We start from the raw sequence: 14,376 nt of genomic DNA on the forward strand, positions 1-14,376 counted from the left end.
GAGGTCCAAAATATTAGACTATGAAAGATGTTGCCGTATCAGAGTCTGTTGTAACACCAATGGCAGCAGCTCATCAAGACGAGATGCTACAGCAAAGTGAAGTTGCTGCTGATAAAACCGGTGCCGACATTTTTTTTCAAGCAAAACTGACGGTAGGATCGCCTAATGATCCTTTGGAAGATGAAGCCGACGCAATGGCAGATCAGGTAATGCGTATGCCCAAAAGTTCATTCATTCAGCGAAAATGCAGCCATTGCGAAGAAGAAGAGAAAGCACAGCGAAAACCTTTAGTTGCTGGAATAACTACAGGTATCCAGGCAAAAGCTGAAAATAATTCAACAGTAAGCAATCAGGTTTCAGATGCCATAGAATCTTCGCGCGGTGCCGGAAGTAAAATGGATACGGAAACAAATAGCTTTATGAGCAGCCGTTTCGGAAGTGATTTTAGCGATGTTAACATTCATACAGACAATCAGTCGGTACAATTAAGCAACAACCTTAGCGCTAAAGCCTTTACCGTTGGAAACGATATTTATTTTAATCAGGGAGAATATCAGCCACAGTCCGACAAGGGAAAACATTTGCTTGCTCATGAGTTGACTCATACCCTACAACAAGGGAAAGATTCATCTATAAAAAGTAAAAGATTGGTACAAAGAACTACCGTTGGAGCAATATTAGATGAATTCTTTTCCCCATTCTCTAGTGCTACGCAATGGGATATGCCCGAAGGTGATAACTACACTACAATAGTTAGAGGCTGGCAACCTGTAATTGATGGACTTAATTCAATAAAAGCAAATATTTCATCGGATTGTGCAGCGTGGGCGGCCAGCCATCGAACAGACTCTTCATGGCACGCAGGAATGACCAAGCCTCCTGTAACAGATCCTAATGCTTATCCACTTTGGGTTTCAAGCCCTCCAGGTACAGATCCCGAGACGTGTAGAAATGCCTTTATACTTTATCAAAGCTCAAGACTGGTAGGACCTAGTGTACAATCCATGGATTTATATACATGTTCAATTGGTTCTTTCGGCCTGTATGTAACTGTAGATTCCATTAACTGCACATCTCACACTGCTACAATAAGAGTTTGGATGTACAATACAATGGATCAATCATCATTTGGAAGATTTGCAAGCTATTTTCCGCTAAGTGGCATGGAGCCCCAATATATGTGGTGGAACTGGGACGAAGAAATTAGCTGGACTGGGGCTGGAGTAACTACAGCTCCAGAAAGCGGTAGCAGTGACTGGTAATAATAAACTATGAAGGGTACAGGCAAATCGCACAACGCTGCAAATCAACACGCAAAAGATGCTGATACTCCCAAACCTGCATCATTTCAAAATGACGACAGTAAAAGTAATTCAACTGATCAGCTGATTTACCACAACCAGCCAAAACTAAAAGCAGAAGTTAACGAGCAAATTGAGGCATCAAGGGGTACCGGAATGCAAATGGATAAAGAGACACAAAGCTTTATGGAAAGCCGGTTTGGAACCGGCTTTTCTGACGTTAATATCCATAGTGGAACTGATGCCAGTCAACTTTCTGCCTCATTGCATGCCCGGGCATTCACCGTTGGTAAGGATATCTATTTTAATGAAAATATGTATCGACCAAATTCTGCAGAGGGTAAGCATCTACTTGCTCATGAGTTAACACATACCATACAACAAAACGGAAATACAATACAACGTTCACCAATGCCAGGAGAGGACACCGTGCAAAATCTCGAATCATATGATGCAGCAACGAGACAGAACATCCGTTACGATATCGGTTTCAATCTTCAAACAAACATTTCTTTGTTTTTCCAGAAAGGTATTGTTAGAGATGTGCGCTCAGGATACAATGTTACATATGTAGTAAAAGGTTTTGATCCGACAGAGGCGTGGGTTGAAAGTGCAATGAGAGCATTGATACTTTATAATTTTAACTTAAACAAAGATGCAACAGAGGCCGCCATCACCAATATTTCTACGGTACAACACGTAGATCTGAGTGGAGAAACAAATCCGGCAGATGCAAAAATAAAAGGTCCTGATGCTATAGTTCGATTCACATCAACTGAGTTCGATGTTAGTGGAAAGGGGGCCAATAAAATGAAAAACGTTCAATTAGCTGTAGAAAAACTGAGCAATTTTACTGCTCGTACGAATACTGAAACTCCAGCTCAAAGGCGCCAGAGGTATGAAACGACCTACCAGATAACTAATGCAGTTCCTGTAACAAGCGATCCGTTAGCCGATTTATCAAAGACCATGAGCGACTCAAAATTTGATCAGGTATTAGAAGCTTTAGATATAGTGCCAACAGCCATTTTAAGCAAGGCCACGGGTATACCTGTCCATTTGGGACAAAGCCCAAAAGGGCCCAAAAACGAGTCTGCAGAATATAGTCAGATCAAGCCTAAAGACAGTACGGATTGGAAGAGAAGAATTACAGTTTATGGTGATTTTTTCAGCGCTACATTGCCTCAAAAAGCATTTATAATGGCCCACGAATTTGGTCATGCACTAGATAATAGGCCAAATGAAGGTTCTGGCGGAAAAGGAGGTGAGGCCTTAAGCGCTGATAAGGCAAAAGGCAGTTTTACAGAAGCATTAGGAAAAGATGGTGGCTTGCGTAAGGGGATGAGTGAATATGCTGCAACAAAAACTTCAGAAAGTGAATATTTTGCCGAAGCATTTTCTATGTACATTAATCAGCCAGCTACTTTAAAAGCGCTTCGCCCTAATATCTACGCTTATTTCCTGGCTCAGTATCCATAACTCCATATTACATCAATTTAAATTAAAGTGAAACAAGATTCTGTTTCCGAACCTATTATTGCACCTGCTGCGTCTGCCAGACAGGAGAGTCTGCAACAAAATGAACTCTTGCAGGCCGATGGCGAAGCCTCGTTCTTTTTGCAAACAAAATTGAATGTTGGTGGTCCTGATGATCCGTTTGAAAAAGAGGCAGATGCTGTTGCTGATAAAGTTATGCGTTCCAGCAGTGCAAACTTTGTCCAACTTAAATGTGCCGCATGTGAGGAAGAGGAAACCATCCATAAAAAACCTCTTTCTACAAATATTACTCCCTTTGTTCAAACAAAAAGTAATGGTGAGTTTAAAGTTAGTGATCATCTAACTTCCTCAATAGAAAATAGCAGGGGTAATGGGTCCGCTATGGATAACCAAACTAAATCCTTTATGGAAAACAGGATTGGTGCAGATTTTGGTTCAGTAAAAATACATTCGGGGCAAGAATCGGTACAAATGAACAGGGAACTTAATGCCCAGGCTTTTACCACCGGAAACGACATCTATTTCAACGAGGGAAAATACCGCCCGGAAACCGATGATGGTAAACGATTACTTGCACACGAACTTACACATGTTCTACAGCAAACTGCCCCTGTTACAGATAAGGCTGTGCAAAGGAAACAAGACACAACCTTTGATCCTGCCGCCAAAGCCACACAAACCGGAGAGATTGAGCCGCAGAAAAATGAAACTTATAAAAAGGATATTTCAGGAACGGCTAATAATCAGGGTTCTCAAACTCTTCCGCCGGATGAGTCATCCAAAGGTGGATCCAGTATTAGTAAGGCTGCCACTTCAACATCTAAAACAGCAGAAAAACCGGCAACTTCACCAATAGGAAATGATACTCCTAAAACAGCTGGCGCAAAAGGTGTTGCAGCAGAAAGCTTAGCAAAAGAAAAACCAACTATAACAGCAACGGATAATCCTGGCGATGTGTTGGTTATCCTACAATCAACTCCGGCTACCCAGTTACCAGAAACATTAAATCAGGCAAAAGGCATCTCATCTCAAAGTATGCAGATGCAAAAAGACAAAGCTTTAGAACTTGTGCCTACCGTTGCAGAAAGTACAGGCAGTGCTTATGGCGAAAATAATAAAGCAAAGGCAAAACACATTGCCTCAAAGGCCAGCGCAACAGTTAAAAATAAATTTGAAGGCAAAGGCGATTGGCAGCCACCGGTTGTAGAGGAAGTTGCTATTCCTCCACAAGCAAGATTTGTTCCTTCAGGACTTTTATCACGATTTGGAAATAGCGAGGGATCTGAAAACATAACAGGAGCAGCTCAAAATGAACTGGGTAACATTAATTTAGATACCAGCAATTTGCCGGATGAATTAGGCGCTGCCCCTGAACTTACTTTAACAGGTGAAGCCAGCATAAATAATCTATCTGAAGAACAGGAAGAACAAACAGCAGATCTATTAATAGCAAAGAACAATGCTCAGAAAGAAATTCAAAATGATTTTGGCGAAAATGATGTAATACAAAAACCTGGAAAAGAAAAAATAAAAAGTAAGCATCGATTCAAAAAAACACAAGGTGTGAATTCTACAACATTAGGCACCGGATCAAACCTATCACCAGAGATCGCAGCAAGGCTTGATGCATCACTTGCAGGCCAGGCCTCACTAAAAATAGGAGAGCAATCGCAAAAATATCAACAGGATGAAGCCGCTTATCAACAAAAATTGATTGTTGAGAAACAAAAAACGGATGAACAAATTAGTGATGAAACGATTAAATCGAAAACATCGCAAAACAAAGCCCAACAAAACGCACAGAAACAGGTTGCAGAATCCAGAATTGATTGGCAAAAACAACTGGATGCCACAGAAACCGATTTCAAAACAAAAGCTACAAATAGCGCGATAGAGCATATTGGTAAAATTGGCAAGGAAACTGAAAAAGGGAATACCGAAGCCAAAAAACATTATGATGACGCCAATAAAGAAGCTGCAGAAAAAACCGCGGCAGCTAAGCAAGAGGCAGAAGATAAAAAGAAAAAATCGGAAGAAGAGAGTGGAGGTTTCTTTGGTTGGTTGGCTGATGCTGCTTCTGCACTTATAGACGGTTTAAAAAGAGCTGTAAACTTTATTTTCGATAAGCTTAGGGCTGCACTTAAATGGGTTTTTGAACAGGCCAAAAAACTTGCCATGGCTGCTTTAGAGTTGGCTCGCAAAGCAGTCGTTGGTTTGATAAAAGGCTTTGGTGTTATATTAAAGGGTTTTGTTGATATCGCTTTTGCAGCTTTTCCTACCATACGCGATGCAATTAACACTAAAATTGATGCTGCTGTGGATACTGCAGTCACCGCAACAAATAAAGCTTTTGAGCGGTTTAAACAGATAGTATCAGATATAATAGATGCATTTGCTGAATTCGTTGATACTGCCCTGGCCTTTGTACAAAAAGCCCTTACTGTAGCACTTTCTGTTATCGAAGTTATTGTTGTCGGTTTCCTTAAGGTAATGGCCTTTCTGAATGATATTGAAAGGCAATACAAATTATTTAAAGTCATGATTGATGGATTTCTTCTAATCTGGGATCATCCCGAAATATTAGAAGAAAAAGCAAAAGAGTTTCTAGAGCCTTACATTAAAGACATACCCGGTAGTACCGAAAGTGAAGTCAAAAAAGCTTTGGCATTATTTGGTTTGGCAACCGCCAAACACATTACCGGGATAATGAAATATCTTACCCCAAACATCAACCACTTAATAGGCAACTGGTGGGAAGAGGCCAAAAAGATGATTTGGTTCTTAATTAACCCATTTGCAGACAAAAGTCCATTATATGATGACGCCCCTAAACTCTGGAGATTAATTCCTCAGATGTGGAACGACCTTTGGGATGGTGAGTTTAGTAAAGTGATTGATGGTGGCCTCGAGTGGATGCAGGCATTGAACATGACCATCGGTGCTTTTGCCGGCTGGATAGTTATTGGAGGTACAGTGGTCGGTGCAATTCTGGGCGGTATTTTTGGAGTAGGTGCCGGTGCAATTCCTGGCGCAGGGGCTGGTTTTGAAGTTGGAATAGCTATAGGGGAAGGAATCATGGCATCAATGATTGTTACCGAAACAGCCGTAATTGCCAAATCTGTTTATGATCTTTCTGTAACCGAGGACGATGGAGTAGAATCTACACCGCCACCACCTGCACCTGCAAAAGAAAAAACAGCAGGAGAGGTACATGCCGATGCCGCAAAAGCAGAAGATGGACCAAGGCAATATGCAAGTGGACAAGTTAAAACTGGTCGGGATAGAATATTATATGCCTATCAGCGCATTGCCAATAGTGGTTTAACCCTTGGTGTAATGGTAGCTCTTCTATTACTGGGTGCAATAGGCGGCAAAATTGCACAGGGCTTGCTGGCTGGAATCAAAAAACTAGGTACTGTTATAGGCAAATTGTTGCCTGAGGTAGCGGAAGGATTTAAAGGGGCAGCCGGAGCTTTAAAAGACAGCAAATTTGGACAGGGACTTGCCAAAGCCAGCGAAGGATTTAATGAAGGCAGGGCCGGAATGAAAGAAAAAATCGGTGGTCTTAAAGAGAAAGTTGGATTAGGAGGGGAAGAAAAACCCGGTGCTCCTAAAGAAAAAGCCACCGAAAATGCAAAAACAAATACAGAGCCAACCGCATCTGAGGTTGATACCCCAATAAAACCAGAAGCGGAAACCAAAGTTCCAGAAACTAAGGTTGAACCAGAACCAAAGGTAAAAACTGAGCCTGAGCCAATTGCTGAGCCAGAACCAAAAGTAAAATCGGAAGCTGAACCAATTGCTGAGCCAGAAGCTAAAACGCCTGATCAACAGAAAGGAGAAGACTTTGCCAAAAAAGCTCAAAATGATGAAGGTGTTGTATCTAAAGGGGAAACAGAAGACGGTCACGCTTTAAAAGCCGATAAAGAAGGTCATATAGTAGAATGTTCTAATTGCAAAGTTTATGAGATCAGTCACAGTGAGATGCTGAAGGAAAATCCACAACTGGCAGAAGAATTAAAGGCGATAAGAAAAAGAATGGCTAAAACACCAGAGGATCCGGCGGTGATGCGAGATCTGGAGGCATTCGATAAGAAAATCAAGAAGCTAGAATATGACAGCTTCAGCGCAGGCGGAAAAAAAGCACGGGACATGGGGTTACCAGATGCGGAACCTGGTTACCACTGGCGTCTTAACGGTGAGGGCGAGCCTACCTACGTGAAAAATGGAGCAACAGAAGGCAATCAGCGCGTATATGATCCAGAGTCGAAAACGTTTAAAGATTTTGATGGGAAGACTCCAAGAAAAATAGATGTTGAAGCCAAGTATGAGCAGGATCCCACATCTACAAAACCAAAAGATAAGGTAGAAAAAATAGATACAAGTGGGATGACCACTGATGAAGCCAAAAAACTAAAACAAACACAGAAAGAAAGAGCAGATGAAATAATTGAAAGAGACAAACATCCTAAAGGATCAGAAGAATATAATAAGGCAAATAAAAAAGTAATAGACAAGAGTGAGAAATTAGGAGAAGAGGCCGCTGATTTAGCAATGAAGGAAAAATTCGGTCTTGATCCTGATTATACTGGTAAAGGAAGTCGTACCTTAGATAAAGTTTATAGTGAGTCTGTCTATATAGATGAAGCTACCGGCAAGGTTGAGGTTGTTGATAGGGTATCCGTGGTCGAGGCAAAGGGGGGAAGCTCTGATGTAGGAAGCAAAAAGGTGAGCAGCGGCGAAATTGCTGAACAGGGCACAAGACCTTATTTAGAAGAGACAATAAAAGAAATGAAGGCAAGGGGAGGCAAGGATGCTGAAATTGCAGCAAAAATTGAAACTGCACTTGATCAGGGTAAACTGGATTATTATAAGGTATCACAAAAAATCGATGCTAACGGCAATCTTGCTCCGATTGAAATTAAAAAATTTGATATTAAATAGTTATTAAATCATGCACATAACAAGACATTCGTTTAATAAGGAAATTGTTGAAAACAATGTAATACTCAACGACAAGAACATCAATTTATACCTTAAGGAACTAAGTAATAACCACTTGGTTATAAGGGGACTTGAAAGGTTATCTCTCGAAAACCTTTGCTATTCTGCTTCCTTACAATACCCAGTTGATAAGCAGCTATTTTACTTGGATCTATTTATAGATGCATCATTAGCGAAATATCAAATCGCCACAAACATAGGTAAGTCAATTGAAATTAATTTAACAGGGACTAAGCACCAGATTTTACCTGAGGATGTAGATTATTCCGTTTCTGAGCAAAACTGGATAACAGGCTATATGGCCGCCCTGGCCCGACGAAAAATGCAAATTGTACATGCATTTTGTGCTATTGATTTAGATTTTGTTAATCAAAAGAAAAGAACCAAAGGAGGGGCCTATAGTCTATTATTTGCCAAATTTCTACAACGCTTATTCGTTAAAGGAGAACCTCACGGACAAAATCTTTTGGCCGCAGCAAATGAAATAAAAAAAGATAAAATGCCAGAGCCAACATATGAATACGCTTTGTTTATTGATGGCCCTGTGATAGATATGTTTACTCCAATTTTCATGAACGATGAGAAAGATTTCAATGAGACACTATTAAGCGCATTGGAATTGTACAAAAAATATTGGAGCAAGGAACAGATGAATATCCCCAATGGATTAATTTCCTTACCCATTACGGCCTTAACAGTTATGGCAAAGGATTATGATCTAAATATAAAACACACATCAGATTACTTGCTGCAATATTTAATAGATAACTAGAGCTTATTTTAACTTAAAGCACGCCGTTTTTAACCGCGATATCTACAAGCTGCAGGAAGTTTTTACATTTTGACCTCATGAGCATATTTCTCCTGTGATTATTAATGGTATTGATACTGATATGAAGCTGGTCTGCAATCTCTTTACTTCCCATTCCCTGACTTGCTAATTTCAAAACATCAATTTCCCGTTTACTAAGTATATCTTCTGTTTTCTGCAGGAAATAAGACTTGTTCTCAATCACTGATTTCTCACCACCAGCCTCGTGCCTTTCTATTAAATGATTAATTTTCGAATCATTTTTAAAATAGGTTAGGTCAGTAAGTGAATTAACAGAAGCTATCGGCATTCTATAATACTCATTAAAAAGATAGTGCGTACACTGTACTACTGATGACCATGAGTCATCGCCATTTTTTATTCGAAAGTTTGTAGTGAAAGTATATTTCACATCTTTTTCCTGCTTACGATTGGCTAGAAAAGCCATTTGATCTGGGAATATTTGCTCATCAAAAATTTTCATATCCTCCCGGTTTCTGATTCTATTTAGGAATAGAAAGTCCGCCTTTAATAAAAATTCATAAGAATATCCTAAAAAATGGCTTGTACGAGATGGTCTGAAACAGTTGGAGTTTTCGATATAATCACTTACATAATAAATTGAAGGAAAAAAATTATTATTCAATGATTCACTATCAAAGTGCAGAAGTATCCTTTCTGCTTCTGAAAATTGCACACCAAGCCTATTTCGCGAGTGTTTTAAAAAATCAAAGTATGATGATGTTTTAGGATCTTTCATATCAGCTTCGTTTAGTAGAGAAATCAATTAATTATCTATTAAATACTACCTGCAAAGGCATACGGAGTAATCCGTGTTGGCAGATAAAATTTAGGGTAACAAAGATGACAATGTCAATTTAAGGCGTACTTAAATAAGATCAGGGTCAGACGGTTTCCTGTTGTTCTTGGATTTTAGATTTTTCATAGCAAATAGGCGATTAGATTATGCTCTAAAATTAGAATATAGATCGCTATTATTTCCAGAAAAACATGTGAATGGAGCACCTTAGTTATCAAATACAGGTTATGAGTATTTGAATGGTTTTTTGAGCGGAAATTAGTAAAATCGATATTCGATCAGCACATCTCTGCGTTAAATCGAATATCGAATGAGGCCATTGTAAGCCGCTTGTAATGAAAAACTTTTGAATCTTATTTTACGCGTTCAACGTATTCTCCGGTGCGTGTATCCACCTTTATCTTATCACCTTGGTTCACAAACAGAGGCACCTTCAGCTCTACTCCATTTTCAGTAGTAGCATACTTCAAGGCTCCAGAAGAGGTATCGCCTTTAACGGCTGGCTCAGCATATGTAATTTCCAGTTCTACAAAGTTTGGAGCCTGAGCCATTATTGGCTCTTCACTTTCAAAAGAAACAATTACATCCATTCCTTCCTTAATAAACTTTGCCGATGGTCCGAATAGTGACTTAGGTACATTAAACTGTTCAAAACTAACATTATCCATTACCACAAAATAATCTCCCTCTTCATATAAATATTGGAAATCATTAGTCTCAACACGACAAATTTCAACCTGCTCATCAGTTCCTAAACGTGCTTCAACAATTCTTCCAGTTTTAATATTACGAAATTTACCTAAGTAAAAAGCGCCACCTTTGCCAGGTGTACGGTGTAAGAACTCTATAACTGTTACCAGTTCGTTATTGAAACGTAAAATATTTCCCACTTTAATTTCGGATGCCTTTGCCATAAAAATGTATTTCTAAAATTTGAGCCCAAATATATATGCTTTTTGCGTATTTATATGCCTTAATAATTAAAGGATTTAATGCAAAATGATCTCAAATTCTTTTTATCTTGATCATAAAACAGCATAATTTTAGATGCTTTAAAGTTGACGCATCTCCAACACAAGTAAACAACCGTAGCTATGGAAGAGCCTGTTAACACAAATCAACACATTGTTAAAATATTGAGCGTTGAAAACGTCACGCATAATGTAAAGCGGTTTACCGTCGAAAAACCAGCCAATTATACTTTTATGCCCGGTCAGGCTACCGATGTAGCTATTAACAAACCAGCACTAAAATCTATGGTTGGTCCATTTACTTTTACCTCTCTTAACCAGGCAGAATACCTTGAGTTCACCATCAAGATTTATAAAGACCATGATGGTTTAACAAACAAACTCTCTTCTCTAAATCCAACAGATGAATTAATCATCCATGATGTATTTGGAACCATAAATTACAAAGGTTCAGGTGTATTTATTGCAGGTGGCGCAGGTATCACTCCATTTTTAGCAATACTCAGACAACTTAAACTTGATGGCTCACTGCAGGGAAACAAACTATTATTTGCCAACCATAATGAGAGCGATATCATACACAAAACCGAGTTAAAATATTTGCTTGGGGACAATTATATTGATGTATTAAAAGATCCGTTAGACCCGAAAACACAAAGTGGGATAATTGACCAGAATCTTCTAAAAAAATACATTGGTAATCGAGAAAAGTGGTATTACATATGTGGGCCAGGTGCATTTACCGCAGCAATGGTCGATAATCTTAAAAATCTTGGAGTGGATAAATCTCACATAGTTATAGAAGAATAATACAACTCAACTAGTGTTTGTTTAACCTTGCCTCTTCAAGATCAAGGTTATCCTCCATATCGCGCAGCACTTCATGATCATATTGCTTAGTAGCTTTGAGTCTTTTAAGGCCAGCTCTCCTTAGTGTAACCAACTCAAGCATGATCTTTCTATAGAGTTTCCTCACTGAGCCAACTTCTTCCTTTTGCGTTTGCTCAAGCAATGTACGCTCAGTTGCCCTGATGCTCCGTTCCAACTGCTCTTTAATTCTGGCAATTGTTTCAAACTGGCTCATCTCATTACTATATTTTTCATCAAGATGCTCAACGCACTCCCTGGCAAGTTGCAAACGTATTGATTCAATCTGATCTTCTTCTGGTACCCCCTCATCTATCTCTTCAATCTTTAGCCACTTCAGGAACAAAGGCAATGTTAATCCCTGAAAAATTAACGTAACAAGTATTACAATAAATGTGATAAACAGAATCATATTGCGATGAGGGAAAGCTTCGCCCGTATCTAAAGTTAAGGGAATTGCGAGTGCTGATGCAAGAGAGACAACGCCACGCATTCCAGCCCATCCAATGATAAAAGGCAGCTTTAAACCCGGACTCTTTTCTTTCTTTCTGATTTTTGCACTTATAAATCTCGGGATAAATCCAGCCACATATACCAGAATGATTCTAACAACAATTACTATGGCGCTAATGAGAAGTCCATATTTAATGGCCTCTTCCATAGAATAATCTTCCAAACCTTCAACAATAACAGGTAATTCCAGCCCAATCAAAATAAAGACAAAACCATTTAATAAAAAGCCTGCTGTAGCCCATACTTCTTTGGCCTGTAAACGTGTATGATAATTAAGGAAATCGTTGGAGCGGAATGAAAGAAACAAACCGCCGCTTACTACTGCTAAAACACCAGACCAATGAAACTCTTCTGCAACAATATACATCAGATACGGAGCAATTAATGTGATAGGGGTAGTAATGCTCGACGATTTAGCCCAATACCTCAATACAAAATACAAAATATGAGCAATAAAAAGCCCCACAACTACCCCCATAAGTGCTAACACAAAAAAGTCAGTCACTGCCTCCTGCAAAACAAATTGCCCTGTAAGAATAGCAGCAATTGCAAACCGGAATACAGTTAAAGAAGCGGCATCGTTAACCAAACTTTCGCCCTCTAAAATGGTTAAGCCTCTCTTGGGCATATTTAAACCTTTCAATACAGAAGTTGCAGCAACGGCATCAGGAGGAGAAATAATTCCTCCAAGCAGGAAACCAAATGCAAGTGTAAATCCCGGTATAATATTTACAGAAAAGTAAGCAATGGCCAACGAGGTAATTAACACCAATCCAAAACCCAACAAAAAGATTGATCTTTTCCATTTCCAGAAATCATTCCAGGAAGTATACCACGCGGCCTCAAATAAAAGTGGTGGAAGAAAAATAAGAAATACAATATCTGGATGTACACTTATTGATGGTACCCCGGGAATAAAACTAATTGCTAAACCTCCTATTACCAGGAAAATAGGATAAGAAATTTTCCAGCGTTGACTTAACAGGTAAAGTAACGCCATGGCAAAAAATAACGCAAGAATTAAAAGGAGATTTTGATGTATCATAGAGGAAATAAAGATAGCAAAAAATTCTTTTTCAACTTGTGTATACAAGTGTGAGTTTTTCTTTTATATTTGTTATTAAGCTACTAGTAACCAGACAGTAGCTTAAACCAAATATACCTCTTATGGACACAAATGAACAAAAACCACAGGTTTCCCGTAGAAATTTCTTGATGTCTGCTGCTGCCGTAGCCATAGTGCCATCATTTTTACTGAATGCTTTTACCGCTTCGGCAAAAGCTCCGGCTGGCAAGCTCAGGCATGCCTGTATCGGCGTAGGTGGGATGGGTGGCTATGATCTGTCAAATTTTAAGTCGCACCCAGATGTAGAGATCGTAGCCATTTGTGATGTTGATGCTGATATCCTAAAAAAGGCAGCTGAAGGTATTCCGGGAGTCAGGACCTATGCAGACTGGCGGGAATTGTTAAAGAAGGAAGGAAAAAACATTGACTCCGTAAATGTCTCGGTGCCAGATCACATGCACTTCTCTATTGCCTACAAAGCGATCAAGGCAGGCAAACATGTTTATTGCCAAAAACCACTTTGCCATGATGTGGCTGAAGTAAGATCTCTTACTAAAGCTGCTATCAAAGCAGGAGTAACCACTCAACTGGGTACCCAGATCGCTTCATCAGCATGTGACCGTACTGCAGTGCAGCTGATCAAAGATGGAGCAATTGGCAAGATCAAACATGCTTATTTATGCTCAAACAGATCTGGTGCAGTAGAATTCAGGATGGTAGAACCTCAGCCTGCACAAAACCCGCCCGCAAACTTAAGCTGGGACCTCTGGCTGGGTACGGGACCGGTAAGACCTTACGCCCCGGGCATTTATCACCAGGCCAAATGGAGGTCATGGCAAGATTTCGGAACAGGATGGTCAGGAGATATTGGGTGCCATATCTTTGATGCAGTCTGGAAGGGGCTAGGACTAAAAGCCCCGGTATCTGTACAGGCGGAAGTTCATCAGGGCTGGAAAAATTCGCCTGACAAAAGAAAAGAGAACTGGCCATGGGCCGATCACATCACCTGGGTTTTTCCCGGAAATTCCTTTACTGAATCTGAAAAGCTGACCCTTGAATGGTTTGACGGTGAGATGTTTCCGCCAGAGGACGTCCGTAAATTATATACTGCCGGCAAATATCCCGAAGAATGTGCCCTGCTGGTCGGTACCGATGGCGCTTTGCTGATCCCGCATGGCGGAGAAAAGCCGATATTGCTGCCGGAAGATAAATTTAAGGACAAAGAGGTGCGTAAAATCGAAGGCCGGAACCACTATCACCATTTTGTAAATGCCTCCCTGGGTGGAGAAAAAACGGAATCGCATTTTGCACAGTCGGGTCCCATGACCGAGGCTATATTACTGGGTACCGTTGCTATTCGTGTACCCGATCAGTTGCTGCAATGGGATGCTGAGAACATGAAGTTTCCAAACTATCCTGAAGCTAATAAATACATCAGAAGGAAATACCGAAAAGGATGGGAGATCGAAGGCGAATTTTAATTAGAGGGGGGAGAAAACGAATTGGATTATCATTAATTTGTCAGT

Annotated in this window: 9 protein-coding genes; 6 read left to right on the forward strand and 3 right to left on the reverse strand. The window is 39.9% G+C overall.

Annotated features, from left to right (window positions below):
- Nucleotides 1-20: 20 nt before the first annotated feature.
- The 4 genes from HQN86_RS21330 to HQN86_RS21345 are packed head-to-tail and all read left to right on the forward strand — an operon-like array spanning nucleotide 21 to nucleotide 8,574.
- Nucleotides 21-1,262 (forward strand): eCIS core domain-containing protein, encoded by a 1,242-nt coding sequence (locus tag HQN86_RS21330; protein WP_172662907.1) that lies wholly within the window; start codon nucleotides 21-23, stop codon nucleotides 1,260-1,262.
- Between the two features lie 9 nt (nucleotides 1,263-1,271).
- On the forward strand, nucleotides 1,272-2,780 hold the full coding sequence (locus HQN86_RS21335; RefSeq protein WP_172662908.1) for an eCIS core domain-containing protein: 1,509 nt from the start codon (nucleotides 1,272-1,274) through the stop codon (nucleotides 2,778-2,780).
- Between the two features lie 27 nt (nucleotides 2,781-2,807).
- Nucleotides 2,808-7,742, forward strand: a complete 4,935-nt coding sequence (locus HQN86_RS21340; RefSeq protein ID WP_172662909.1) for an eCIS core domain-containing protein — start codon at nucleotides 2,808-2,810, stop codon at nucleotides 7,740-7,742.
- 10 nt (nucleotides 7,743-7,752) lie between these two features.
- Nucleotides 7,753-8,574, forward strand: a complete 822-nt coding sequence (locus HQN86_RS21345) for an immunity 49 family protein (RefSeq protein WP_172662910.1) — start codon at nucleotides 7,753-7,755, stop codon at nucleotides 8,572-8,574.
- Between the two features lie 13 nt (nucleotides 8,575-8,587).
- Here HQN86_RS21345 and HQN86_RS26920 read toward each other — a convergent pair whose 3' ends face one another.
- Both HQN86_RS26920 and efp read right to left on the reverse strand, forming a co-directional pair.
- Nucleotides 8,588-9,373: a response regulator transcription factor gene (locus HQN86_RS26920; protein WP_246269704.1), complete on the reverse strand. Its 786-nt coding sequence runs from the start codon at nucleotides 9,371-9,373 to the stop codon at nucleotides 8,588-8,590.
- A gap of 413 nt (nucleotides 9,374-9,786) precedes the next feature.
- Nucleotides 9,787-10,347 (reverse strand): elongation factor P, encoded by a 561-nt coding sequence (gene efp, locus HQN86_RS21355; RefSeq protein ID WP_048905497.1) that lies wholly within the window; start codon nucleotides 10,345-10,347, stop codon nucleotides 9,787-9,789.
- Nucleotides 10,348-10,527: 180 nt separating this feature from the next.
- Between efp and HQN86_RS21360 the strand changes: the two genes are divergently transcribed.
- Nucleotides 10,528-11,214 carry an FAD-binding oxidoreductase gene (locus tag HQN86_RS21360; protein ID WP_172662912.1) on the forward strand — a complete coding sequence of 229 codons (687 nt, stop codon included), beginning with the start codon at nucleotides 10,528-10,530 and terminating at the stop codon, nucleotides 11,212-11,214.
- 10 nt (nucleotides 11,215-11,224) lie between these two features.
- On the opposite strand, the gene HQN86_RS21365 is transcribed toward HQN86_RS21360, so the two are convergent.
- Nucleotides 11,225-12,829, reverse strand: a complete 1,605-nt coding sequence (locus HQN86_RS21365; RefSeq protein WP_172662913.1) for a Na+/H+ antiporter — start codon at nucleotides 12,827-12,829, stop codon at nucleotides 11,225-11,227.
- A gap of 122 nt (nucleotides 12,830-12,951) precedes the next feature.
- Between HQN86_RS21365 and HQN86_RS21370 the strand changes: the two genes are divergently transcribed.
- On the forward strand, nucleotides 12,952-14,331 hold the full coding sequence (locus HQN86_RS21370; protein WP_216854480.1) for a Gfo/Idh/MocA family protein: 1,380 nt from the start codon (nucleotides 12,952-12,954) through the stop codon (nucleotides 14,329-14,331).
- Nucleotides 14,332-14,376: the final 45 nt, after the last annotated feature.

The organism is Pedobacter panaciterrae, from assembly GCF_013204795.1.
In the GTDB taxonomy this organism is placed as follows: Bacteria; Bacteroidota; Bacteroidia; order Sphingobacteriales; family Sphingobacteriaceae; genus Pedobacter; species Pedobacter panaciterrae.